Source organism: Duganella sp. SG902 (assembly GCF_013376005.1).
In the GTDB taxonomy this organism is placed as follows: domain Bacteria; phylum Pseudomonadota; class Gammaproteobacteria; order Burkholderiales; family Burkholderiaceae_D; genus Rugamonas.
The window spans coordinates 307302-331717 of sequence record NZ_JABMJK010000005.1 but is presented as its reverse complement, the minus strand read 5'-3'; the positions used below and the strand labels follow the sequence as shown (position 1 = coordinate 331717).

Sequence of the window (24416 nt, the reverse complement as noted above, 5' to 3'; positions counted from 1 at the left end):
CAGCCGGCAAAAACAAGTCTGCCGCCGCCGCCCGTCCAGCCTCCCGCGCCGCCGCCGCCCAAGGCGCCGCCCGGACCGGACCTGCCGCCGGCCGAGGTGTTCGCCGTGACCATGCCCGGCGCCACCGCCGAGCCTGATGCGGGCGATGGCGCCAGCGGCCAGCCGGCCATCCGCCAGGCCGACACCGGGGCGCGCTTCGTCAACGACAACGCGCCGCCGTCGGGCGCCCCGGTCCGCATCGGCCTGCTGCTGCCGCTGCATTCGGACACGCTGGGCGCGGCCGCCGAATCGGTGCGCGCCGGCTTCATGGCCGGCCTCGAGCGCGACCGCGACAACATCACCGTCACGGTGGTGGAAACCGGCGACGTGCCGCAGGACATCCTGGGCGCCTACGCCCGCGCGCTGCAGGACCAGGACATCGTGGTGGGTCCGCTGTCGCGCACGGCGGTGGCGGCCGTGGCCGGCAGTTCGCTGGTCAGCAAGCCCACCATCGCCTTGAATTATCCCGAGGGCCATGGCCAGACCGGCGCGGCGCTGCCGCCGCAAATGCTGGCCATCGGCCTGTCGATCGAGGAAGAGGCGCGCCAGGCCGCGCAATGGGCCGCCGCCGACCAGCCGAGCGGCGGCGCGCTGGTGCTGACCACCAACTCGGCCTGGCAGCGCCGCGTGGCGACGGCCTTTGCCAACCAGTGGGAAGGGCGGCTCGGCCGGCCGCTGCGCATCGTCGAGCTGAGCGCGCCGGACGGCTACCTCAGCGATCCGGAACTGGTGCAACTGCGCGCCCGCCTGCGCCAGGACACCCCGGCCGTGCTGTTCTCGGCCATGGGCGCCGACCAGACCCGCCAGCTGCGCATCGCCCTGGGCAGTGTGCTGACCACCGAGCCGGACAACCCGATTTTCAGCACCGCCGACAAACTGCCGCCGCCACCAACCGTGCCGACCGAGCAATTCGCCAACCTGCCGATCTACGGCACCTCGGCGCTGAATCCGGGCGCCGGCTTCCCCGGCCGCGACCTGGAGGGTGTGCGCCTGCTGGACCTGCCGTGGCAGGTCCAGCGCGACCACCCGGCGGTGATGGTGTATCCGCGTTCGCTGCAGACCGGGGTCGGCAGCGCCGACATGGCGCGCCTGTACGCGCTCGGCATCGACGCCTTCCGCGTGGCGCGCGAGATCGCCCGCCATCCGGCCGGCCGCTTCCAGCTGGACGGCGTGACCGGCAAGCTGACCGTCGACTTCGGCCAGGGCCCGGCCAGTTTCGAGCGCGTCGAGCAACCGGCCATCTACCAGAACGGCGCCCCGCAGCCGGCCCGCCCATGAGGATGCCATGCCGCGCACCCCACAGCAGCGGCTGGGCCGGCAGGGCGAGGACCGGGCGCTCAGCCACCTCCTCGCCCAGGGCCTGACGCTGCTGGAGCGCAATTTCCTGTGCAAGGCCGGCGAGATCGACCTCATCATGCTGGAGGGGCCGACGCTGGTGTTCGTGGAGGTGCGGCGGCGCGCCGGCGCGCGCTACGGCGGCGCCGTCTACAGCGTCACCCCGGCCAAGCAGCAGCGCCTGTTGCGCGCCGCGCAATATTATCTTTTACGCCACAAGATCCCGCCGCCGTGCCGCTTCGATCTGATTGCCATCGACAATGAGAAGTTGTCATGGATACAAAACGTGCTGGAGATGTAAGCATTTTTAACAGCGCTTGTCCGGCCGGCCGGACGACTGCACTATAATCAGCACACTATGACTAATCAACGCATCCTCTCGCACTTCCACGAAAGTGCCGAACTCAAAATCCAGTCCGCCACCGTCCTCGCCCCGCATATCGCGCAGGCGATCGAGATGATGTTCTCGGCGCTGTCCAACGGCAACAAGATCCTGGTATGCGGCAACGGCGGTTCGGCCGCCGACGCGCAGCACTTCGCGGCCGAGCTGGTGGGCCGTTTCGAGCGCGAGCGCTTCCCGCTGCCGGCCATCGCCCTGACCACCGACACCTCGATCCTGACGGCGGTGGCCAACGACTACAGCTACCGCGAGATCTTCTCCAAGCAGGTGCAGGCGTTCGGCCAGGCCGGCGACATCCTGCTGGCGTTCTCCACCTCGGGCAACTCGGCCAACGTTATGGCGGCCATCGAGGCGGCGCTGGAACGCGAGATGCGCGTGGTGGCGCTGACCGGCAAGGGCGGCGGCGCGATCGGCAAGATGCTGACCGACGCCGACGTGCACATCTGCGTGCCGCACGACCGCACCGCCCGCATCCAGGAAGTCCACCTGGTGACCATCCATTGCATTTGCGACGGCATCGACGTCGCCCTGTTCGGAGGAGATGTGAATGAATAATTCCAGCGCTATCTGGAAAAAGATACAACGTCCGCTGGCCATGAGCGTGCTGTGCGGCGCCATGCTGGCATCGCTGTCGGGCTGCGTCGCGCTGGTCGCGGGCGGCGCGATTTCCGGTACGCTGGCGGCTTCCGACCGCCGCACGTTCGGCGCGCAGACCGAAGACCGCGCGATTGAAGTCAAGGCCGCCATCAAGGTCAACAACGTCGGTGGCGACGCCGCGCACGTCAACATCAACAGCTTCAACCGCCGCGCCCTGCTGACCGGCGAGGTGCGCGATGAAGCCATGAAAGCGCAGATCGAGCGCGAGATCCGCGGCATCGAGGGCGTGATCGACGTCATCAACGAGCTGGAGATCGCCGGCCCGTCGAGCTACACCTCGCGCTCCAACGACACGCTGATCACCACCAAGGTCAAGGCCAGCCTGGTGGACGCCAAGGACATCTCGGCCAACTCCTACCAGGTGGTGACCGAGCGCGGCGTGGTCTACCTGCAGGGCCGCGTGACCCAGCGCGAAGGCCAGATCGGCGCCGACATCGCGCGCGGCGTCAGCGGCGTGACCAAGGTGGTGAAGGTGTTTGAATACATCACCGAGGAAGAGTGGAAGAGCTACCAGCCGAAGCCGGCCAACACCGCCAACAACGCGAGCAGCCAATGAGCGACGCCTCCCGCGCCTGGATCAAACCGGTGATCGCCGCCGTGGCGATCGCCGCCATCGGCTTTGGCGCCTACGCCACCGTGTCCAAGCGCGAGGTGGCGCCCGAGCTGACCTTCATGAGCATCAAGGGCGAGAAGATCACGCCCGAGAGCCTGAAGGGCAAGGTGGTGATGGTCAACTTCTGGGCCACCTCGTGCACCACCTGCGTGGCCGAGATGCCCAAGATGGTCGACACCTACAACAAGTTCAAGGCCGACGGCCTGGAGTTCGTCGCCGTGGCGATGAATTACGACCCGCCCAACTACGTGCTGAACTACGCCGAGACGCGCCAGCTGCCGTTCAAGGTCGCGCTGGACACGGACGGCTCGGCCGCCAAGGCCTACGGCAACGTCGCCATGACGCCAACCACCTTCGTGATCGGCAAGGATGGCAAGATCCTCAAGCGCTACCTGGGCGAGCCGGACTTCCCGGCCCTGCACAAGCTGTTGGCGGAGTCGCTCAAGGGCTGATTGGCACGCCGCTTGCATGGTAACTGGCTTCTCCAACCACAAGGGAAGCCGCCATGGACCGCAACCAAGTCACGCAAAAAATCCTGTCCGCCAAAGTGTCGCGCAAAATGCGCTGGGCCGACATCGCCACGCACTTCGGCCAGAGCAAGGAATGGACCACCGCCGCGCTGCTCGGCCAGATGACCTTCAACCGCGAGCAGGCCGACAAGGCGCAGGAGCTGTTCGAACTGACCGACGAGGAAGCCGCCTGGCTGCAGATCGTGCCCTATAAAGGTTCACTGCCCAGCGCCGTGCCGACCGATCCGCTGATCTACCGCTGGTATGAAATCGTCAGCGTGTACGGCACCACCATCAAGGAATTGATCCACGAGGAATTCGGCGACGGCATCATGAGCGCGATCGACTTCTCGATGGACATCCAGCGTGAAGCCGACCCCAAGGGCGACCGCGTGCAGGTAGTGCTGAGCGGTAAATTCCTGCCCTACAAAAGCTACTAGAAGCCGGCCTGCAGCGACAGGTACCAGCCCTTCTGCTTCTTCGGATTGAAGATGGTGATGTCGCCCAGGTTGGCGTACGCCGCCGTCACCGAGAAGTTCTTGGTCGGGAACCAGGCGATGAAGGCGTCGTAGTACGCCTTCTCGTCGTCCACGCCGAGGTTGTGCGGTTTGCGGCGGTACTCGGCGCCCAGCGCCAGCTTGCGGTTGATGAGATAGGCCGCCGAGAATTCCGGCATCAGGCGCGTGTCGTCGTTCCGGTCGCCGCCGAAGCCGAGGATGCCCATCTGGTTGGCGCGGGTGGCGCGCAGCGTCGCGTTCAGCAGCAGGCTGTGCTCCAGATAGATCTTGGTGGCGGACACATAGTAGTCGTAGCCGCTGTCGTCCTTCGCGCCCAGCTGCTTGACGTTGGTGACGCCCAGCGCCTCCAGTCCGCGCACGCCCTTGTTCTTCTTGTACATGACGCCGATGGCCACCTGCGGCAGCCACACATCCTGCTCGTACACCGCGTCGCCCAGCACTTTCAGCTTGAGACCGACGATGTCCTGCTTGATGTTCAGCTTGTCGAGCGGGGCCAGGCTGCCGGTGAACTCCTGGTTGGCGAAGGACACCTCGAGACGGTCCGCGATGCCGGCCGTGACGCCGTAGGTATGCAACTTGTAGTCCTGCGTGCTGAGGTGGGTGTAGTGCGCGTTGGCGCCCCAGCTGTCGCGCGTGCCATAGCCGCTGATCAGCGCCCACGGCGTGATGCCGCCGCCGCCCGCGCCCTCCACCTGCGACACGCCGCCGGTGGCCAGCAGCTTGCCCATGTCCTGCGCGCCGGCAGCGGCGCATGCGCACACAGCCAACAAAGTCGGAATGATTTTTTTCATTGCTCGGCTCCCGGCGGAATTATTGCGTCACGATGTCGCGTTGCATCGGCGCCAGCTTGGCGACCAGCTTGAGCGCCACGCTGCTGGGCACATTGTGCTGTTCCATGGCGATCTGCAAGTCCTCGGTCAGCGCGTTGAACATGGCGTTGGTGATCTTCAGATCCTGATGCACGGTCTTCATGTCACGCACGGTGCCGACACCGTCCATGGTCTTGTCGCGGTATTTGCCGGTGTACTTGCAGGGGCCGCCGGCGAACTCGCAGAACTGCTCCTGCAGGCGGGTGTTCAGCTGCGGAATATCGAAGTCGGTGAAATTGTCCTTGATGCGCGGATCGGCCAGCACCAGAGTGAGGAAGGTATCGACAATCTTCTTGATACCTTCCTTGCCGCCCAGGCCCTGGTAGGTGGAGTCTTCGGTGTACGGCATCTGGGCCAGCGCCAGCGACGAGGCCAGCAGCAAGCCCAGTGCCAGCAGGCGGGGGCGTTTAATCATCGTTCATCCTCATGTGTGGTGCACGCATGAGGATGAATTTATCAGAAGTGATAACCCATGGCTACCCGGAAGCTGCGGCCCGGATCGAACCAGGAACGTCCCGTGTTGCCGATGTACTGCTGATTGGTCTGCTTGGTCACGGTCCGGGTCAGGTTGCTGACCGCGGCGCTGGCCCACAGGTTGGCGGTGAAGTTGTAGTTGAGACTGGCGTCCCACTGTCCCACCGCCTCCTGCCACACCGGCAAGCCCCAGCCCACGTCCGTCGGCGCCACCCCGTTGACCAGGCGTGCCGGATCGGCGCTGACGGCATCATTGCCGCCGGCGCCAAAGGCGTTGGTCGCCAACAAGGTGCGCGAGCGCCAGCTATACGCCAGTCGCGCCGAAATCGGCCCACGGTCGTACATCAGGCCCAGGTTGAAGGCATGCCTGGACATGTTGACCACCGGCAGGTCCTTGAAGGGCAGACCGTTGGTGTCGCAACCGTAGAGATTGTTCATGGAGGTGGCCGTGCCGTTCTTCGGGCAATAAGGCGCCGTGTAGGGATGGTACAGGTCCTGCTTGCCATCCAGATAGGTCCAGTTGGCGGAAACGCCGAAGCCCTTGGCCCAATCCGGTATGTCCTCCAGGCCGGGCAGCTTGTCCAGATAGGTCTGGCCGGCGATCTCAATGCCGCCCTGCCACAGCTTGGCCGCGTTGGCCGGCCCGGTGATGACGAACTCCTGCGAATTGCCGGCCAGATCCTTCACGCTTCTGGTGTAGGTATCGTTCATGATGATGTCCTTGATCTTCTTGTAGAACACCACTGCCGTGAGCGACTGGCCGGCGCGCGGATACCATTCCAGCGACAGATCGAAGTTGTTCGATTTAAGCGGCTTCAGGTTCGCGTTGCCCGAGTTGGTCCCGACGTAGCTGACCGACTTGATGGTGGTGACGCCGTTGACGGTGGCGTTTTCCACCTTCTGCTGCAGATTGACGTACTCCTGCAACTGGTCGAAGCCGGGGCGGGCAATGCCCTGCGACAGCGCAATGCGCGACTGCAGCTTGTCGGTCAGGTTCACCTTCAGGTTCAGGCTCGGGATCACGTCGGTATGGCTGCCCTTGACGTCCAGCGGCTCGTTGAACACCCCGAACCGCGGCAAGGCGGGATTGGTGGTGTCGCTATATTGCGGATTGAATACCGTGTAGCCGTGCGACTGCGAGCTCGACCGGATCACCCGCACCCCCGCGTTGCCTTCCACCGGGTACTTCCAGTTGTCGAAGCCGAAGCGCAGGGTGCCATACAGGGCCTGGGTGTTTTCGCTGGCGGTCGACAGCGCGCCCTGCACGGGATTTTGCGGGTTGATGTCCTTGGGGTCGTTCGAGAAGATCATCGGCCGCCAGTCGCTGCCCTGGGTCGAACAATCGACGTTGGTGTTCTTGAGCTTGTTGCCATCCTCGCATTGCAAGCGCTTCACCGCCAGCAGCGCCGCGGCCTGGGCCGGATAGTTACGCACCGCGGCCATGGTGGGCACCACGATGGTTGGCGGCATGCCTATCCTGCCGTTGAAGAAGTTGGGGAAGGTGTATTGCTGGACCGGGGCAAGGTTGGCATAGCGCGGATCGCTCAGATAGCCGAAATTGCCGCGCGGTTGCCAGTTGCTGCCCCACTCGGAAGCCATCGGCGGCCGGCCCGCCACCGGGCTCTGCAGCACCGCCCACGGCTCGGACAGGGAATACCAGCCGCTGCCGACGCCGATCGCATGCGACATCGAGCGGTGCGTCACACGCACGCCAAAGCGCAGATCGCGCAGCACGTCGCTGTCGAAGACGAACTTGGCGTCGCCCTTCCAGGCGTACATGTCGCCCTTCGCCTTGTTGAGGTAAGGCTGCAGGGTGTTGAAGTAATAGTTGCCGGGATCGGCCAGGGCGGCGCGGGCGGCGGCGTCGAAACCGACCGTCGGCCGCGGGGTGGTGAGGTCAAAGCTCATGCTGGGCACGAAGGTGCCCATATTGATCATGTTGCCGTCCCCGCCATTGGTGGCGTGCACCCATTGCAGATCGCTCTGGAAGGTCCAGCGCTCATCCATCCTCCATTTCAGGTTCCAGGAGATATCGCGCGTGCGTCCATGCGCATTGTCATAGGAACTGGTGGAGCCGGCGGACAAGCCGCCCGCCGCGAACTGGTTGCGGCCAGTGCCGCCCGGATAGCTCAACGTGCCTTTTTGCAGGATGCCGTTGGCGTCGTACTGGGCATTGGTGAGCGTGAGGTCATACGGGGTCAGGCCGAGATTGCCGTCCGACGCGGTGCTGAAGATGCCGCCGTTGACGCTCTCGGAACGGAAGCCCGAATCGAAGTACGTCAGCGACGACTCCTTGTCGTTCTTCTTCCATTGCAATGCGCCATAGATACCCGCGCGTTCCGACTCGCCCTCGCTGGTGCCCCAGGAGATGCCGTTCGGCACCCACACCGTCTTGCCGGGGACCGGCTTGCTCAGCGGGTAGTAGGCGCCGAGGGTGTAGGAGTCGGAGCGGAACGCCGATTTGCCGTAGGAGACGTCGATCAGGGCGCCGATTTCGCCCATGTCGGTCGACCAGCGGTTGGAGTACAGGCCGGAGAAGGACGGCGTATTCTTCTTGCCAAACGGGCTATAGCTGTCCGAGAAGGAAAAGGCGCCCGATTGCCCCTTGGAGTCGAACGGCAGCCGGGTGCGCAGATTGACCTGGCCGCTGATGCCGCCTTCGATCAGCTCGGACGAGGGGTTCTTGTACACGTCCACGCCGGCCATCAGTTCCGGCGGGATGTCGCCCCAGCTCAATTCGCGTCCGGGCCAGCCGGCCGAGAAGCCTTCGCGTCCGTTCAGGGTGGAGGAGCCCCAGGACAGGCCGCGGATCTGCACGCCCGAGCCCTCGACGTTGTAGGACAGCGGATTGCTGGCGGCGTTGGTGCGGGTGCGCGAGGTATTGCGGTCCATGGTGACGCCCACCACCCGCTGCAGCACTTCGGTGATCGACTTGTCCGGCAGTTTGCCGGCCTCGTCGGCCACGACCGAATCGACGATCAGGTCGGACTCTTGCTTGATTTTTTGCGAGGTCTCCAGCTGCTTGCGCTGGCCGGTCACGACCACGATCTTGTCCGGCGGCGTGTCCTTGCTGACCGGCGGCGGCGTGTCCGTCTGCGCCAGCACGCCGCCGCTGTACAGCAGCGCCAGCTGCGCCGCCACCATCGCCAGCACGGTCATCTTGAGCGGTTTCCTGTTGCTCATCGTCCCTGTGTTTTTCATTATCTTGTTCCTCTTGTCATTGGAAGCTGATGGCGCCGGTCAGCGTCAGCTTGCTGGTAAAGGTGGGCGCGGCCGTGCCTGTGCTCGATGCCGTGGTGTTCGTGTTCACCGCGGAAAACTCGATCTTCGAGATCGGGTAGTCCTGCAATTCATTCCACAGGTCCAGCCCGGTCAGGCCGCACGACTCGCTGATCGTGAACTTGTCCCTCAGGCCGACGCTGTAGTCGGTGGCGGCGGCCTGGGTCGGCGTCACCACGGCGCGCAGCTTCACGTTGCAGTCCTTGCCCTCCTTGAGCGCGTAGTGGCCGAGGTACAGATCGACATTGACCGCGTTTTTGCCGGTGCCGAACCACTCGCTGTTCTGCGCCAGATTGAACTTCAGCGCCGCCTGGGCGTCGATGCGCACGCCGACCAGCGTGTCGCCGCCCGAGGCCATCGCGCTCAGTGTGCCGGCCATCATGGTGAAGCCATAGTAGGCGCCCAGGCCGGCGGGATCCGCCGGCTGGATGCTGTAGAAATACGAGAAGCTGCCGCCGTCGCCGGACACGGCGCTGCCGCACCAGCTGCCGCCGCACCACCAGCCATCGGCGCTGCTGCCGGAATAGGTGCCGACGCTGCCCAGCTCCCTGGTGGTCGAGGTGTCCTTATAGCCGCTCAGGAAAGTCAGCGCGGGCGCCTTTTCCGTGCCCACCGGAATGCTCCGGTCCAGCTTCACGGCCGCAAAGATATCGTCGCCGCTCTGCGTGGCGGTGACCACGCACAGCCCGTTGGCCAGCTTGGACAGTGTGTTGCCGTTGACCGAGCACACCGTCGGCGTGCTGGTCGAGAAGGTGACCGGCCGGCCCGTGTTGACGGTCGCGGTCAGCGTTGCCGGCTGCCCATCCAGCGCTTGCGAGCCCGGATTGCGGAACACGATCGTCTGCGGCCGCTTGGGAATGACGAACAACTGGCTCTGCGAGGCCGGGGCGTAGCCTTGGTAGCCGGGCTGGGTGGCGGTCACCGAGCACTCACCGGCGATCAGCAGGGACACGGTGCTGCCGTTGACGGTGCAAACGGTCGGCGTATTCGAGGTGAAGGTGATCGGTCCGCCGGAACTGGCGGTGGCGACCAGCTGCGTGGTCGCCACGGCGGGCGGGATGGCCACGGTGGCGCCGCCCGGAAAGTCGAAGGCGATGGTCTGCACCGCGCCGCCGGAACCGCCACTGCCACTGCCACCGCCGCCGCCGCCGCAACCGGCCAGCAGCGCGATGCCGGCCAGGCCCAGGGCCGACAGCCGGAATCCTGTCATTCGTTTCATCATGATACTTTGTCTCCTCGATTGTGCTTACAGAAATGTCCCCGCCAGGCTCGCGCCGGTGAGCGGGAAAGACTTGACGTTAGCGCGCCACCATCCGGCGCAGATAGGCCTCGTGGGTGGGCATGGCCGCAACCACGGCGGCAAGGCGCGCGCGCCGCTGGCGCAAGGCCTGCAAGGCCTCCTCGCGCGTGAGCTCCTCCAGCCCCGGGTCGATGCGCTCGGGCCAATGGCCCATGCCGGCGTGGATCGCCAGCCAGCTGTGGGCATCGAAGCCTTCCCAGGCGTATTGATGCAGCACGCCGGCCTGGCGCCAGGCGTGCAGCTTGAACGCCAGGGTGTCGGGCAAGTCCATGCTGGCCATGGCGCGCCACAAGGGGCTGTCGCGGCGCGCCGTGAGGCAGTAGTGCAGGATGATGAAATCGCGGATGCGCGCAAATTGACGCGCCATGCCGCTGTTGTAATGGTCGATCTCGGCCGCGGTGGACGCGCGGCCCTGCTGCAAAACGGGAATCAGATGGCCGAGGCCGCTCTGGATCAGGAAAATGCTGGTCGATTCCAGCGGCTCCAGAAAGCCGGACGCCAGCCCCAGGCCGACCACGTTGTGGACCCAGCAGCGCTGCCGGTGGCCGGTGGTGAAGCGCAACAGGCGCGGCTCGGCCAGCGGCCGGCCGTCCAGCTGCCCCAGCAATTGTTCACGCGCGCGCTCCTCATCGATGTAGCGGCTGGCGAACACATGGCCGTTGCCGATCCGGCTGCTCAGCGGAATACGCCAAGCCCAGCCCGCTTCGAGCGCGGTGGCGCGCGTGTAGGGTGTCAGCGCCGCCCCGCTCAGTTCGGTGGGGACGGCCCAGGCCCGGTCCACCGGCAGCCAGTGGCTGAAGTCGACGAATGGCTCGTTCAGGCTGCGCCCCAGCAGCAGGGAGGCGAAACCGGAACAGTCGATGAACAGGTCGCCGTCCAGCGCGCGGCCGTCGGCCAGCGTCAGCCGGGCCACGCCGCCGTCGGCGCGGCGCACCACCTCGACCACTCGGCCCTCGGTGCGCCGCACGCCGCGCTGCAACGCCAGCTTGCGCAGGAAGACGGCGTACAACGCGGCGTCGAAGTGGTAGGCATAGTTGAAGGGACGGTCCTCTTCCGAGGCCAGGCCCTGGAAACGGCCCTGGCTGGCCATCACGGTCGGCAGGCACTGCTCGCCCAGCGTGCCCAGGCCGGCGTCGCCCACGCGGCGGAAATGGCCCCACAGGGCGTTCGGCCCGCTCAGCTCGCCAAAATCGCCAAAGGTATGGAAATACCGTTCGCCGCGCTCGCGCCAGTCGCGAAATTCGATGCCCAGTTTGTAGGTGCCGTGGGTGGCGCGCAGAAACTCCGCCTCGTCGATGCCGACCAAACGGTGGAAGTTGCGGATCGAGGGAAAGGTCGCTTCGCCCACGCCGACGATGCCGATCTCCTCGGATTCCACCAGCTCCACGGTGCTGGCGGGCAATGCGCTTGCCAAGGCCGTCGCGGCCATCCAGCCGGCCGTGCCGCCGCCAACGACCACAATACGTTTGTATGTGCCGTCCATTCCTGTCCCCGTTGATTTAACCGGCGCCAGGAGGCTGTGCTGTTATCTCCAGGGCGCAAGTTTTTATATATTTGAAACATCATTTTCAAATGCATGCTTCACGGGGACAATTCCAAAAATGCTCAAAACAACAGAGAAAATTGCGTAAATCGCAGGGGGGAGCGGCCCTGCCGGCGACGGCTGGACGCTATTTGGCCGGGTACAAAACCATTTGTGTGCAGCGGAACAACGCTATTGTTTTGCCAGTGGCCTTGTTGATGACGATGGCGTCCCATACCTGCGTGGTGCGGCCCAGATGCACGGCGGTCGCGGTGGCCACCACCGTGCCTTCGCGCGCGGTGCCCAGGTGATTGGATTTGAGCTCGATGGTGGTGAAATTCTGTGCGCCTTCAGGCAGGTGCGCGAAGCAGGCGTAACCGCAGGCCGTGTCGGCCAGCGTGACCACGCTGCCGGCGTGCAGGAAGCCGTTTGGCGCCAGGTGGTTTGGCGTGACGGTGAACTCGGCCACGATCTGGTTTTCCTGCACCGAGGTGATGACGATGCCCAGGTGATCCGGCAGCGTGCCCTTGCCGAAGGTGTTGAAGTAGTCGGGGGTGAATTTGTTCGCGTCCATGTTTAAGCCCACTGTATCGGCGCTTGGCCTTTGGAGGTTAAGTAATCGTTCGCGCGCGAGAACGGCTTGCTGCCGAAGAAGCCCTTGTGCGCGGAGAACGGCGACGGGTGCGGCGAGGTGATCACCAGATGCTTGCGGCTGTCGATCAGCGCGCGCTTGGCGATGGCGTAGCTGCCCCACAGGATAAAGACGATGTTTTCGCGCTGCTGCGACAGGGCGCGGATGGCGCTGTCCGTGAAGGTTTCCCAACCCTTGTTGGCATGCGAGCCGGCCTCGCGCGCGCGCACGGTCAGCACGCTGTTCAGCAGGAACACCCCTTGCCGCGCCCAGTCGCTGAGGTCGGTCTGGCGGCGCTCGAGGCCGAGATCGTTGTGCAGTTCCTGGAAAATGTTTTGCAGGCTGGGCTGCGGGCGGTTGCCCTCGGGGACCGAGAAGCAAAAGCCCATGGCGGCGCCCGGCGTGTGATACGGGTCCTGGCCGAGGATGACGACCTTGACGTCGTGGAAGGGCGTCAGGTCGAAGGCGCGGAAGATGTTCTTGCCGGCCGGGCAGCACTGTCCGGCCGCGTATTCGCCACGCACAAAGGAGGTCAGTGATTCCCAGTAAGGCTGCTCAAACTCGTGCTGCAACCGCAGTTTCCACGACTCCTCGATGCGTACACTCATGCTTAAACCGGCTGCTTGGTCACACGCAGGTAAGGCTTGATGGTGCGGAAGCCGGGGAACTTGGTTTCCGCCTCCTCATTGCTGACGGCGGGGGTGATGATGACGTCATCGCCATTCTTCCAGTTCACCGGCGTGGCCACCTTGTGCTTGGCGGTCAGCTGCATGGAATCGAGCACGCGCAGGATTTCGTCGAAGTTGCGGCCGGTGGTCATCGGGTAGGTCAGCATCAGCTTGATCTTCTTGTCCGGGCCGATGATGAACACCGAGCGCACGGTGGCGTTGGTGGCGGCGGTGCGGCCGTCCGAGGTGCCGGCCTCGTCGGCCGGCAGCATGTTGTACAGCTTGGCGACGGCCAGGTCGGTGTCGCCGATCATCGGGTATTTGACGGCGGCGCCCTGGGTTTCCTCGATATCGGCGGCCCACTTCTCGTGGTTCTCGACCGGGTCGATCGACAGGCCGATCAGCTTGGCGTTACGCTTGGTGAACTCCGGCTCGATCCTGGCCATGTAGCCCAGTTCGGTGGTGCAGACCGGCGTGAAATCCTTGGGATGCGAGAACAGGATGGCCCATTGGTCGCCGATCCAGTTATGGAAATCGATCTTGCCGTGGGTGGTATTGGCGGTGAAATCCGGGGCGATGTCATTGATGCGCAGCGACATGGTGGCGTTCCTATAATGTGAGGTAAATTATAGAAATAATACTACTAAACAGCTCACACAAGTTCTATCAACGCCGAGTACTCGGCCAAAACCCGATCAGCAGTCAGCAACATCCAAATCCACCTTAAGCGCCCCCTACTGACTTTGATCGCGGCTTCCCAAATCGAAACGCTATTCACATAGGCAGCTGATGCCGATTTAATTCTGGCGCGGCAGTGCGGGGATAATTTTCGATCGTTCCGCAACCACCAGAGCACGACATGCGTGTCGAGCAAGACAGGCATTATTTGCCCTCAAACGCCACCAATATATCTTCGGGCACAGAGGCGTCAAAGTCTTCGGACATCCAGATTTGCCCAGCCATAGAGCCGGGTTCCCTCAGCTCGCGACGAGGAGGAATAGCGACCAATTGAGCGACGGGCTGGCCGTCTAGGGAAAGCAGCACTTCCTCGCCCCGGCTGATGGCTTCCAGCACGTTGGGAAGTTGATTTTGGAACGCAGCGATATCGATAGTGTGCATGGCAACCTCCGGTAACCAGTCTACCCCTCCCAATCGCCAGCGCAAGCGCCCCGATCTGACGCAGATCAAAAACAAAGGGCTCCGTGAGGAACCCTAGTTGTTTAGCCGGCGGCCAGCACGTTGTGTGCCTGTTCGTCCGCGTGGTAGGAGGAGCGCACCATGGCGCCGACGGCGGCGTGCTTGAAGCCCATCTTGTAGGCTTCTTCCTCGAACATCTTGAACACGTCCGGGTGCACGTAGCGGCGCACCGGCAGGTGGCTGTTCGATGGCGCCAGATACTGGCCGATGGTCAGCATGTCGATGTCGTGCTCGCGCATGTCGCGCATCACCTGCAGGATTTCCTCGTCGGTCTCGCCCAGGCCGACCATGATGCCCGACTTGGTCTTGACGTGCGGGTACAGGGCCTTGAAGTCCTTCAGCAGCTTCAGCGAGTGCATGTAGTCCGAACCCGGACGCGCTTCCTTGTACAGGCGCGGCACGGTTTCCAGGTTGTGATTCATCACGTCCGGCAAGCCGTCGGCGAAGATCGCCAGCGCCTTTTCCAGGCGGCCGCGGAAGTCCGGCACCAGCACTTCGATCTGGGTCTTGGGCGACAGCGCGCGGGTGTTGGAGATGCACTCGACGAAGTGCTGGGCGCCGCCGTCGCGCAGGTCGTCGCGGTCCACCGAGGTGATCACCACGTAGCTCAGGCGCAGCTTGGCGATGGTGTGCGACAGGTTGGTCGGCTCATCCTTGTCCAGCGGGTCCGGGCGGCCGTGGCCGACGTCGCAGAACGGGCAGCGACGGGTGCACTTGTCGCCCATGATCATGAAGGTGGCCGTGCCCTTGCCGAAGCATTCGCCGATGTTCGGGCAGCTGGCCTCCTCGCACACGGTGACCAGCTTGTTCTCGCGCAGCGTTTCCTTGATTTCGTAGAAACGGGTGTTGGGCGAACCGGCCTTGACGCGTATCCAGTCCGGCTTCTTCAAGCGCTCGACCTGTTCGACCGGCACGATCTTGATCGGGATGCGCGAGGTCTTGCTGGCGCCTTTTTGCTTTTCGCTCGGGTTGTAAGCTGGAGTAGTTTCGGTGGTCATAATTTGTTTATTCGTTGGTCGCCAGGACGCGGACTAATTCCTCGGCCAGTTGCTGTTGTACGTCCGACAGCATTGCCTGCGCGCCAACGGTGCGCATATCGACTGTTTCCAGTCCGGCATAGCCGCAAGGGTTAATCCAGGAAAACGGGGCCAGATCCATCGCCACATTCAGCGACAGCCCGTGGTAGGTGCAGCCATTGCCGCGTACCTTCAAGCCCAGCGCGGCAATCTTGGCGCCTTGGTGGTCGCCGCCGGCCATGTAGATGCCCGGCGCGCCGGCAACGCGCTCACCGGCGAGATTATACGCCTGTAGCACGTTGATGATCGCCTGCTCGATTTTATGCACGAACTGGCGCGCGTACAGCTTGCCGCCCGGCTTGTTGCGGCGCAGGTCCATCAACAGGTAAATCACCACCTGGCCGGGACCATGGTAGGTGACTTCGCCGCCGCGGTCGGTCTGCACCACCGGGATCCCCGAGGCGCCGGCCAGCAGGTGGCCGCGATCCGCGCCCAGCCCCAGCGTGTAGACAGGCGCGTGCTCGACGATCCACAGTTCGTCGCGCGTGTCCGGCGTGCGGGCGTCGGTGAAGGCCCGCATGGCGGCGAAGGTGCTGTCGTAATCGGCTTTGCCGAGATGTTTGATCTCGGGAGAGGTAGGAGACGTCATGCCGGCATTATACCCCGGCTGCCGCGTTCAGCCCGGCTGGTGCCTGGCCAGCCAGGCCTGCACCGGCGGCCGCTGCCACTGGAACTCGACATACTCCCGCAGCTTGGCCGGCACCGGATCGCCGTTGCGCACCAGCCGGCTCAGCAGGATGGCGAGGTCGGTGTCGGCGATCGACCACTCGCCGAACAGATGTTGCGGCCCCTGCACCACGCGCTCGGCCACCTGCACCAGCTTGGCGGCGGCCTGCTGCCCGCTCTCGCTCAGCGGCGCGCATGGCTTCTTGAAGAACACGGTCTCGGTGTCGCGTTCGACGCGCACCGGCACCAGGTCGCTGCGCACCCAGGCCTGGATCTGCCGCGCCTGCGCGCGCTGGCGGCGGTCCTGCGGATACAGCGCCACGTACTCGGGCGCGGGGAAGGTCTCGTCCAGGTATTCGGTGATGGCGCTCGACTCGGTCAGCACGAAGTCGCCCTCGACCAGCGCCGGCACGCGGGCGGTCAGCGCGCGCCCGGCGTAGGCGGCCTGGCGCTGCGCGCCGCTTTCCAGATCCACGGTCTTGATGCTGAACGGCAGGCCTTTTTCGGTCAGGGCCACGAAGGCGGACAGGGCGTAGGGACTGGTGTAGAGGCTATCGACGTACAGTTCAAAAGGCATGGCAGCTCCGCTTAGGTAGATTTATTCACATGGTAAACCTTGTGTAAGTACCTGTATAACGGTATATTTTCGCAATTCTTGTTAGTTTTACTCACATAGTTATCCACAGGATGACACGCCGCCTGCCCAATTTTTCCGCGTTACGCGCCTTCGAGGCGGCGGCCCGCCACGAGAACTTCTCGCGCGCGGCGGAGGAATTGCACCTGACGCACGGCGCCATCAGCCATCAGGTGCGGGGGTTGGAGGAGGAGCTGGGGCGGCCGCTGTTCGTGCGCCATGGCCGGCAGGTGAAAATAACTAACGACGGGCTGAAGTTCGCCCAGTTCCTCGGCAAGGCCTTCGCCGACATCGCCGCCGCCACCGACGCCATGCGCGCGACCAGCATCAGCCAGCGGCTGACGATCACCTCGATCCCGTCGTTCGCGGCGCGCTGGCTGGCGCCGCGGCTGGGCAAGTTCATCGAGCTGTATCCAGATATCGAAGTGGTGCTGCAATCGAGCGGCGCGCTGCAGGACCTGGCGCGCGAGGGCGTGGACGTGGGCATCCGCTTCGGGCGTGGCAACTATCCCGGCATGGTGGTGTTGCGGCTGATGGGGGATGTGTATTACCCCGTAGTGAGTCCCCACTATCGCGGTGGGCAGCTACCGTTGGCGCCAGGCGACCTGAACCGCCACACCTTGCTGCGCTCGGCGGAGCACTGGACGCCGTGGTTCAACGCGGCCGGGCTCGATTACCCGGAACCGTCGGGCGGGCTGCTGTTTGAGGATTTATCGATGCTGATCCGTTCCGCCGCCGACGGCAACGGCGTGGCGCTGGTGCGGCACGTGGTGGCGATGCAGGAGATCGCCTCCGGGCAGCTGCTGCGGCTGTTCGACATCGCCACGCCGAGCCCGGACGAGTATTACTTCGTCACGCCGCCCAACGCGGCCAGCAAGCCGCAGGTGCAGGCGTTCCGCGACTGGCTGCTGGAAGAGATCGCCACCTTCCTGCGCCAGCAAGGTTGATTACATGACAATCTTGACCATCGGGTGACCGGACAGCTCGGTGTACAGCGCGTCGAGCTGCTCGCGGCTGGTGGCGCGCACGGTGCAGGTCAGGCCGGTGTAATTGCCCTTGGCCGAGGGGCGCACCTCCATGCGGCCCTCGTGGAATTCCTTGTCATGCTTTTGCACGACCAAAATGATGGTCGGGGCGAAATCGATATGAGTCGGCCCCATGACCTTGATCGGGAAGTCGCTCGGGTATTCGATGAGGGACTCTGATGGCGGGATCGCTTGCATATTCTGTTTCCATTTCAATAAAGACCGGCGGCGCCAACAGCGGCGTCGCCAGCCTATATTGTAGCCCGATCAGGACTTTGCAAGCGCCAGCGGCTCGCCGCTCTGGCCCGACAAACGCTGCAAACGGGCCAGCGCCGACTCATTGCCGAGCGCCGGCTGGCTGACCGATTTGCGGATCGCCTCCAGCTCGGCGGCCTGGTCCAGCGGCTTCTGGCCGATGTCGGTGACGATGCGCAAGCCCTCGGCGTCGTTGCGGATGCTTTCGGCGCGGCGGGTCAGGGCGCTCAGCGCGCTCGACTGGCCACGCATGCCCTGCAGGCCGGCCAGCTGGGCCTGGCGCTCGGCGCGCAGCTGCTGCAGATCCTGCTGGGCGCGCGCCGAGGCCAGCGCCTGCATCGCCTTCTTCGCCTGGGCGTCGAACTCGGCCAGCTGCTTCGACAGCGCGTCGACGATGGTTTGCAGCTCGTTCATATACTGCTTGGCGTCGGCCTCCTCCTGCAGCTCCTGCGGCAAGCGCGCCTTGTTGCCTTCCAGCTCGTCGCAGAACAGGGTGATGGTCGATTCCGAGATCTTGCCGGCGGCAAGGCGCTCGGCCAGCGTGCCGGCCGCCTGCTCGTCGGTGGCGATCAGCTGGCGCAGCTTGACCACGTCGTCGGCCTCCTTGTTGAAGGCGGCGCGCGCGGCGGCCAGCTTCTGGGCGGCGCTGCGCAGATTGTCGGCCAGGCGGTCGCGGTCGGCCTCGGTGGCGGTTTCAGGATCGAAATTGGCGATCGCCTCGGACACGCGATTGCCCAGCGCGCCAAAATGCTTGGTGATCAGTCGCGCGGTCAAACCCCAGCCATTCAAGTTGCTCATGTCAGTCTTCCTCGTTTCAAAAGTTGCGCATCATTGGATAACGACGCGTTGCTGCTCCACCGGGATGCCGATGACGAAGTCGACATGGATCCCGCGTTTCCTGGTGTCGCCGTTCACGCTGTGGAGGATTTCCGTCGTGATCAGCAGATACTCGTGGCCGCCGCCGCGCAGCTGGCGCACGTACGGCATGAAATACATTTCCTGGCGCAAGCCGGTGTTGCCGCTGGCGTCGTCCAGCCGGGTTTCGGTGCCGGTGAAGGGCGGCAGGTACGGCGTTTCCGGATCGCCGGCGTCGCGCCAGTAGTCCAGGCCCTGCCCGGCGCCGAAAACCAGTTCCAGGTCGAGATCCAGATCGGCCAACTGCTCGCGCCACAACGTGTAGCTGCGGTCGCCCAGGCCGGCACCGGCCTGGCCGGTGTAGGCGTCTTGGTCCTCGGCGGTTTCCGGGATCACGCGCGCCAGCTGGGTGCAGTACAGGATCTCGCTGACCTGACCGCTGGCGTTCTGGTAGACCTGCAGGAACTTTTCTTTGTCATCAAGGTCGCCGGTTTCCAGGTAATAGCGATACAGGCCGCCGGACTGCTTGAGGCGGATCTGCGACACCGCCACGATGCGCGTGTCGTCCGCGTCCGGCAGCGTGATCAGTGAGCCGTCGGCCACCGCGCGCAGCAGCGGAGATTGCTGTATCGCGACCACGCTGCCGATGCGCGCACCGAGCGGCAGGTCGGCGTCGGTGCGCGGGGCGTCGTTGCCGGCCAGCTTGGCCGCGCCGTTGCGCAGATAGTTATAGGCATCGGTCCAACCCATCATCAGTTCCTTTCAAATGAATAATGCGGTGCGGCGCGCAGGCGGCGGAACTTGCGCACCGAATACACGGCCGCCCATCCCAGCAGGCTCAGCACCGACAGCCAGGCGAACCAGCGCAGCACACGGGCCATGAACGATGGCGCGGGCGGCGGCGGCGTGACGGCCGGCGCGCCCAAGCCCGGCATACCGGCCACCATTCCGGCGCCTTCGGTGCCGCCGGGGGTACCGGCCGCCGGTGCCGGGGCGGGCTGGCCGCCTGTGGCCGGGTAGGCCACCGGCTGGTTGCTCTGGCTCATCGCCCGGCCCAGCATGAAGCCCAGCAAACCATGCATCAGGCCGCTCGACTGCTGGGCTGGCGGCGCGTACACCGGCGGCGGGCCGGCATAGGGCGCGCCGCCATAGGCCGGGGCCGGGCGCGACGGTTGCGGCGGCTGGCGCAAGGTACCGTTCAGCGGCGGCAGCGGTTGCGGCGCGTTGGCGGCGGCGCGGCGCTGGTCCAGCGTATTCAGGGCCTGCTCGCGCGCGGCGCCCTGGTCGACGTCGCGCGACAGGGCCGAGGTGGCGCGCTGCGGCTGGGCCGGCGAACCGGCCTGCTTGCCGAACGCGCCGGGGCCGCTCTGGCGGTTGGCGGGCGGCGGCGCCGGACGGCTGTGGGCGGCGGAGTTGTTCTTTTGTGAAGAAAAACCGCTTTTAAACCCCGACGATGTGCCAGAATGTGAAGCCGGGCGCGCTTCCGCCGGCCCATTGCCCAGGAAGGCAAGGCAAACCATCAACAGCAGCGCGGATCGAAATGACTTCATGATGTCTTTTCACAAAGAAGTTGAATGAAAAACAGCATAGCGCCGCGCGTTCGCGGTTGCATCGGTAATAAAAGGCACGCTTCACCATGACACGCAAATACCTGGACATGAATCAGCACGACGCGCTTTACAAGGTGGCGCGCGCGTATCCCGGCGGCATCGACGCCCTGGCGCAGGCGATGGGGATCTCGGTCAACGTCCTGCGCAACAAGCTGGCGCCGACGATCGCGTCGCACTATCCGTCATTCGAGGAGGTGTCGACGGTGGTGGACCTGTGCCACAAGGCGGGGGTGAGCGACGCCCACCTGCCGCTGCACGCGCTGCTGACGCGGCACGGCATGGCGGCGTTCGTGGTGCCGACGCCGGACGCCATCAGCGAAGACGACTTATCGCAGACCGTGTGCAAGGTGATGAGTCAGGTGGGCGCGGTGGCGGAGGCGGTCTCCAGCGCGCTCATGGACGGCAAGGTCACCGCCGCCGAGGCGGATCTGATCGAGCGCGAATTCCAGGGCGCGCTGTCGGCCCTGGGCGAATGGCGCGCCCGCCTGCGCCTCAAGGCGCAGCAATAATTCGGGGTCAGGTCTGTCATTCGGACACGAGCTCAACTATGTAATTGTTGAGCTCGTGTCCGAATGACAGACCTGACCCCGAAGTTTACTTGTCGTTTTGCCGGTTGCGGCGGTCGCCTCGTTCTTCGCTGCGGCGCTGCTCCGGTTCGTGACGCGGTTCGCTGCGGCTTTCGCGTTGCGGCTGCTGCGGCGGTTGCTGCACCACCGGTTGCGAAAACTGACGCGGCGGCTGTTGCATCGGCATCGGCGTTGGCTGCTGCCGGTCTTCGTGCTGGCGGAAACGGCGGTTGTCATCGCCGCGATCGAAGCGGTCGCGCGTTGATGGCGGCTGCGGCGCCACCTGCACTACCGGCGCCGCCGTCATCGGCGTATGCGGCTGCGGCGGCTGGCTGTAACGCGGCCGCACGTCGATCCGCACATCGTTCGGATTGATGGTCTGCGTCGGCGTGTCCGGCTGGCCGAACTGGTTGGGCGCCAGGGTGCTGATTCGGCCGCCCGGCTGTTGCGGCGACACCTGTACCGGCTGCGACGGCGCGGTGATCACCCGGTCGTTGCGGTTACTACGATCATTGCGATCGTTGCGGTCATAGCGCTCATTCCGGCCATTGCGGTCGTTGCGCCCATCATTGCTGTCAAAGCGGTCCGGGATGCCATCATGGTCGCGATCGCCCCAGCCGCCGCGATTGGCGGTCAGTGGGCGGCCGGAAGGCTGCGGCGGCGTCACCGGCGTCACATTGTGTACAAAATTGGTCGATGGAATCAGCGGCGCATGGCGGTTGACCACCACATCGCGCCGCCCGTCAAACTGGTCGCGCGGCAGCACCGTCAGGCCGTCGCGCCGGCCATTCCAGTCATTACGCGGCGTGAATGGCTTGCCGTTATGCGTCCAGGTCACGCGGCGCTCATAATCGGACGATACCCGATAGCCCGGCACGAAGCGGTCGCGCGGCGACAGCGGATACCAGCCCAGCCCCGGCCCCGGACGATTGCCGCCGCCATTGCCGCCGACCCAGCCCACCAGCGCCGGCGCCCACACCAGCCGCCCGGCCGGACGCCCCGGCGCCCAGCACCAGCGGCGGTTGACCAGCACCCAGCGCCCGTAGTGCGACGGCGCGTAGCCCCACGGCGCGTTGTCGACCCAGGTCCAGCCCCACGGCGCCAGCCAGATCCAGCGGCCGTCGCGGTACGGCGCCCAGTCGAGCGCCACGTTGCGCGGCGTCCACAGCGGGCCGTACTCGACGCTCTCGGTCCAGCTGCCGTTGCGGTCCAGCTCCTCGTAGCCGGTGATGCCGTTGGAGACGTAGCGGGTGGTGGTGGTCACGCTGTCGAGCCGGTCGCGGTCCTCGGCCCAGACGTCGAAGCCGTCGCGCCGCGCCACGCTGGTGCGCACGTCCTCCATGCCGACGTCGACGTGGCGGCCGTTGTTGACCACCACCGACGAACCGGCCCCCTCCACCCGCGCCGCGCCGGCCAGCACGCTGATCTGGCTGGTGTCGGGCACGCGGTCCACGTCCACCCGCAGCACGCCGGGCTCGATCATGGTGATGCGCGCCTGCGGCGTGCTCAGCTCGAAGTCGCGCAGCAGCTCGGGGCTGCGCACGCGGATGCTGACGCTGCCGTAGTTCAGGCGCAGGCGCAGCAAGTCCTCGTCCATGCCGGTGATTTCGAGGTCGGAGTCGCCGTCCAGCCGCACCGCCGTCGAGCCGACCCGGAACTCGGCGCGGGCGCCGCTGGCGGTGTTGATGTGGTTGGAGGCCGTCACCGGCCAGTTGAGCGACGCCCCCACCGGCTCGCCGTCGCTCTCCAGCGTGACCTGTCCCTGCACGCTGGAGATGCGCCCGACCATGGCCGGCGGGTCCTCGGCGAACGCCAAAGCACTCCAGCCGGCCAGAGCGGCCAGCACGAGGGTATGGATCATTTTGCGGCTCATGGCAGCGTCTCCTGTGGGTTATGCCTGATTTAACGCCGCACGTTTCAGTCCGACTACAAGGCTTACACTGCGTTACAAATCAGGCGTTGGCGCCGCCGCGCTTGACGAAGAACAGCGCCGCGCCGACCGCCATCAGCAGCCCGCCGAACACCCGGTTCTGCTTCTTGACGGCGCCGGCGTCGCGGAAGAAGCGCTGCATGGACGAGGCCAGGAACGCGTAGCTGTGCATCACCACCAGGTCGATGCAGCACATGGTCACGGCCAGGATCAGCAGTTGCGGCAGCAGCGGCGCCTCGTGGGTGATGAACTGCGGCAGCACCGCCACCATGAAGATGATGCCCTTGGGGTTGGTGGCGTTGGTCAGGAAACCGGTCAGGAAGCGCTTCCTGAAGGTCGGCACCGCGACTTCCACTTGCTGCTGGGCGCCGATGCTGACCTTGGCGCGCCACTGGCTCAGGCCGAGGTAAATCAGGTACAGCGCGCCCACCGTCTTGACCACGTTGAACGCCACCTCGGACGCCAGCAGCAGCGAACCGACGCCGGCGCCGGCGATGAACAGCACCACCAGCAGGCCGCTTTGCAGCCCGAAGATGGTGGCCGTGGTGCGGCGCACGCCATAGGACAGGCCGTGCGACATCGACAACACGGCGCCCGAACCGGGCGAGATCGCGATAATGCAGGCGGCGACGAAGAAGGTGAACCAGGTGGCGAAGCTCATGGCAGTTCCATTCAAGTAAGCAATCTACATTGTAGCGGTATCGCCGGCCATCGCGCTTGGGTTAATATTGCTGATCTCACCACACCACGGAGTATCCCCAATGGCCGGTTCCAGCCTGTTAGCCCTGATCGACGATATCGCCACCATCCTCGACGACGTCGCCGCGATGAGCAAGGTGGCGGCCAAGAAGACCGCCGGCGTGCTGGGCGACGACCTGGCGCTCAACGCCCAGCAGGTGGCCGGCGTGCGCGCCGAGCGCGAGCTGCCGGTGGTGTGGGCGGTCGGCGTCGGCTCGCTGAAGAACAAGGCCATCCTGGTGCCGGCCGCGCTGGCGATCAGCGCCTTCGCGCCTTGGGCCATCACGCCGCTGCTGATGATCGGCGGCCTCTACCTGTGCTTCGAGGGCTTCGAGAAAATCGCCCACAGCCTGCTGCACAAGGACGAGGACGCGCACCACAAGAATGAACTGCACGCGGCGCTGGCCAATCCCGAGGTCGACCTGATGGCGCTGGAGAAGGACAAGATCAAGGGCGCGGTGCGCACCGACTTCATCCTGTCGGCCGAAATCATCGTGATCGCGCTGGGCACGGTGGCGGACGCGCCGTTCTCGCAGCAGGTGACGGTGGTGGTCGGCATCGCCCTGCTGATGACGGTGGGCGTGTACGGCCTGGTGGCGGCCATCGTCAAGATGGACGACGCCGGCCTCTACCTGAGCCAGCGCGGCGGCGGCGCCGTGCGCGCGCTGGGCCGGGTGCTGCTGAGCGCGGCGCCCAAGCTGATGAAGCTGCTGGGCGTGGTCGGCACGGTGGCCATGTTCATGGTCGGCGGCGGCATCCTGACCCACGGCCTGCCGTTCGCGCACGACCTGATCCACCACGCCGCCGAGGCCTCCGGCCCGGTGCTGGGCGCCATCGTGCCGACCGTGCTGGACGCCGTCGCCGGTGTGATCGCAGGCGCCCTGGCGCTGGTGGCGGTCAGCGTCGGCGGCAAGATTGTCAGTCTGTTCAAAAAGCCCAGCTAACATGCCCAATCCGGGGGTTTTTGATCTACATCAATAAATTTTGGGGGTGGACTACGTAAACTGGCTGTGTCTATTGCGATAAGGCAATAAAACCCAGCCGGAGTTA

At 65.1% G+C, this 24416-nt stretch carries 28 protein-coding genes; 9 read left to right on the top strand and 19 right to left on the bottom strand.

Annotated features, from left to right (window positions below; all coding sequences use genetic code 11):
* Positions 1-111 precede the first annotated feature (111 nt).
* Genes FHW83_RS13580 through cynS form a run of 6 tightly spaced genes read left to right on the top strand, consistent with a single transcriptional unit; the run spans position 112 to position 3993 of the window.
* Positions 112-1317 (top strand): penicillin-binding protein activator, encoded by a 1206-nt coding sequence (locus tag FHW83_RS13580; RefSeq protein ID WP_229224184.1) that lies wholly within the window; start codon positions 112-114, stop codon positions 1315-1317.
* A gap of 7 nt (positions 1318-1324) precedes the next feature.
* Complete coding sequence (locus FHW83_RS13575; RefSeq protein ID WP_176646876.1) at positions 1325-1675, top strand: YraN family protein; 351 nt, start codon at positions 1325-1327, stop codon at positions 1673-1675.
* Between the two features lie 57 nt (positions 1676-1732).
* Positions 1733-2329 carry a phosphoheptose isomerase gene (locus FHW83_RS13570; protein WP_155464055.1) on the top strand — a complete coding sequence of 199 codons (597 nt, stop codon included), beginning with the start codon at positions 1733-1735 and terminating at the stop codon, positions 2327-2329.
* On the top strand, positions 2322-2987 hold the full coding sequence (locus FHW83_RS13565) for a BON domain-containing protein (protein ID WP_176646875.1): 666 nt from the start codon (positions 2322-2324) through the stop codon (positions 2985-2987). Before FHW83_RS13570 ends, FHW83_RS13565 begins: the two co-directional genes overlap by 8 nt.
* Positions 2984-3496: a peroxiredoxin gene (locus FHW83_RS13560; protein WP_176646874.1), complete on the top strand. Its 513-nt coding sequence runs from the start codon at positions 2984-2986 to the stop codon at positions 3494-3496. The genes FHW83_RS13565 and FHW83_RS13560 overlap by 4 nt, the downstream gene beginning before the upstream one ends.
* A 53-nt stretch (positions 3497-3549) precedes the next feature.
* Positions 3550-3993 carry a cyanase gene (gene cynS / locus FHW83_RS13555; protein ID WP_176646873.1) on the top strand — a complete coding sequence of 148 codons (444 nt, stop codon included), beginning with the start codon at positions 3550-3552 and terminating at the stop codon, positions 3991-3993.
* Here the strand turns inward: cynS and FHW83_RS13550 are convergent.
* The 13 genes from FHW83_RS13550 to yfcF all read right to left on the bottom strand — a co-directional run bounded on the left by FHW83_RS13550 (position 3990) and on the right by yfcF (position 16330).
* Complete coding sequence (locus FHW83_RS13550) at positions 3990-4862, bottom strand: DUF3034 family protein (RefSeq protein ID WP_176646872.1); 873 nt, start codon at positions 4860-4862, stop codon at positions 3990-3992. The two genes, cynS and FHW83_RS13550, sit on opposite strands and share 4 nt — an antisense overlap.
* Positions 4863-4881: 19 nt before the next feature.
* Positions 4882-5355: a group 1 truncated hemoglobin gene (locus tag FHW83_RS13545; protein WP_176646871.1), complete on the bottom strand. Its 474-nt coding sequence runs from the start codon at positions 5353-5355 to the stop codon at positions 4882-4884.
* A 41-nt stretch (positions 5356-5396) separates the two neighbouring features.
* Complete coding sequence (locus FHW83_RS13540; RefSeq protein ID WP_176646870.1) at positions 5397-8597, bottom strand: TonB-dependent receptor; 3201 nt, start codon at positions 8595-8597, stop codon at positions 5397-5399.
* Between the two features lie 34 nt (positions 8598-8631).
* Positions 8632-9915, bottom strand: coding sequence for a hypothetical protein (locus FHW83_RS13535; protein ID WP_176646869.1), 1284 nt, complete (start codon positions 9913-9915; stop codon positions 8632-8634).
* A 76-nt stretch (positions 9916-9991) separates the two neighbouring features.
* Positions 9992-11476 carry a tryptophan halogenase family protein gene (locus tag FHW83_RS13530; protein ID WP_176646868.1) on the bottom strand — a complete coding sequence of 495 codons (1485 nt, stop codon included), beginning with the start codon at positions 11474-11476 and terminating at the stop codon, positions 9992-9994.
* A gap of 187 nt (positions 11477-11663) precedes the next feature.
* Positions 11664-12089: a PaaI family thioesterase gene (locus FHW83_RS13525; protein WP_176646867.1), complete on the bottom strand. Its 426-nt coding sequence runs from the start codon at positions 12087-12089 to the stop codon at positions 11664-11666.
* Positions 12090-12091: 2 nt separating this feature from the next.
* On the bottom strand, positions 12092-12754 hold the full coding sequence (locus FHW83_RS13520) for a uracil-DNA glycosylase (RefSeq protein ID WP_176646866.1): 663 nt from the start codon (positions 12752-12754) through the stop codon (positions 12092-12094).
* Positions 12755-12756: 2 nt separating this feature from the next.
* On the bottom strand, positions 12757-13413 hold the full coding sequence (locus FHW83_RS13515; RefSeq protein WP_176646865.1) for a peroxiredoxin: 657 nt from the start codon (positions 13411-13413) through the stop codon (positions 12757-12759).
* Positions 13414-13466: 53 nt separating this feature from the next.
* The gene (locus FHW83_RS31325; RefSeq protein WP_176646864.1) at positions 13467-13697 is read right to left on the bottom strand and encodes a PIN domain-containing protein; all 231 of its coding nucleotides are present in this window, start codon (positions 13695-13697) and stop codon (positions 13467-13469) included.
* Entirely contained in the window at positions 13697-13933 is a 237-nt protein-coding gene (locus FHW83_RS13505; protein WP_176646863.1) for a type II toxin-antitoxin system Phd/YefM family antitoxin, read from the bottom strand. The genes FHW83_RS31325 and FHW83_RS13505 overlap by 1 nt, the downstream gene beginning before the upstream one ends.
* Before the next feature lie 101 nt (positions 13934-14034).
* Positions 14035-15009: a lipoyl synthase gene (gene lipA / locus FHW83_RS13500; RefSeq protein ID WP_176646862.1), complete on the bottom strand. Its 975-nt coding sequence runs from the start codon at positions 15007-15009 to the stop codon at positions 14035-14037.
* Positions 15010-15016: 7 nt separating this feature from the next.
* Positions 15017-15676: a lipoyl(octanoyl) transferase LipB gene (gene lipB / locus FHW83_RS13495; RefSeq protein ID WP_176646861.1), complete on the bottom strand. Its 660-nt coding sequence runs from the start codon at positions 15674-15676 to the stop codon at positions 15017-15019.
* Between the two features lie 27 nt (positions 15677-15703).
* Positions 15704-16330, bottom strand: coding sequence for a glutathione transferase (yfcF, locus tag FHW83_RS13490; protein WP_176646860.1), 627 nt, complete (start codon positions 16328-16330; stop codon positions 15704-15706).
* A 110-nt stretch (positions 16331-16440) separates the two neighbouring features.
* Here yfcF and FHW83_RS13485 point away from each other — a divergent pair, with 110 nt between their 5' ends.
* Positions 16441-17334, top strand: coding sequence for a transcriptional regulator GcvA (locus FHW83_RS13485; RefSeq protein ID WP_176646859.1), 894 nt, complete (start codon positions 16441-16443; stop codon positions 17332-17334).
* On the opposite strand, the gene FHW83_RS13480 is transcribed toward FHW83_RS13485, so the two are convergent.
* The 4 genes from FHW83_RS13480 to FHW83_RS13465 form a co-directional block, all read right to left on the bottom strand.
* A complete protein-coding gene (locus tag FHW83_RS13480) occupies positions 17335-17610 on the bottom strand; it encodes a DUF493 family protein (protein ID WP_176646858.1) in 276 nt (91 codons plus the stop codon).
* Between the two features lie 69 nt (positions 17611-17679).
* Positions 17680-18465, bottom strand: coding sequence for a hypothetical protein (locus FHW83_RS13475; protein ID WP_176646857.1), 786 nt, complete (start codon positions 18463-18465; stop codon positions 17680-17682).
* A gap of 30 nt (positions 18466-18495) precedes the next feature.
* Positions 18496-19275, bottom strand: coding sequence for a DUF2491 family protein (locus FHW83_RS13470; RefSeq protein WP_229224166.1), 780 nt, complete (start codon positions 19273-19275; stop codon positions 18496-18498).
* A complete protein-coding gene (locus tag FHW83_RS13465; protein ID WP_176646856.1) occupies positions 19275-20072 on the bottom strand; it encodes a hypothetical protein in 798 nt (265 codons plus the stop codon). The genes FHW83_RS13470 and FHW83_RS13465 overlap by 1 nt, the downstream gene beginning before the upstream one ends.
* 86 nt (positions 20073-20158) lie before the next feature.
* On the opposite strand from FHW83_RS13465, the gene FHW83_RS13460 reads away from it, so the two are divergent.
* On the top strand, positions 20159-20641 hold the full coding sequence (locus FHW83_RS13460; RefSeq protein WP_176646855.1) for a phage regulatory CII family protein: 483 nt from the start codon (positions 20159-20161) through the stop codon (positions 20639-20641).
* A gap of 85 nt (positions 20642-20726) precedes the next feature.
* On the opposite strand, the gene FHW83_RS13455 is transcribed toward FHW83_RS13460, so the two are convergent.
* Both FHW83_RS13455 and FHW83_RS13450 read right to left on the bottom strand, forming a co-directional pair.
* Positions 20727-22571, bottom strand: a complete 1845-nt coding sequence (locus FHW83_RS13455) for a FecR family protein (protein WP_176646854.1) — start codon at positions 22569-22571, stop codon at positions 20727-20729.
* A 79-nt stretch (positions 22572-22650) separates the two neighbouring features.
* A complete protein-coding gene (locus FHW83_RS13450) occupies positions 22651-23289 on the bottom strand; it encodes a LysE family transporter (protein WP_176646853.1) in 639 nt (212 codons plus the stop codon).
* 100 nt (positions 23290-23389) lie between these two features.
* Between FHW83_RS13450 and FHW83_RS13445 the strand changes: the two genes are divergently transcribed.
* Positions 23390-24310 (top strand): DUF808 domain-containing protein, encoded by a 921-nt coding sequence (locus tag FHW83_RS13445; RefSeq protein ID WP_176646852.1) that lies wholly within the window; start codon positions 23390-23392, stop codon positions 24308-24310.
* The last annotated feature ends 106 nt before the right edge of the window (positions 24311-24416 follow it).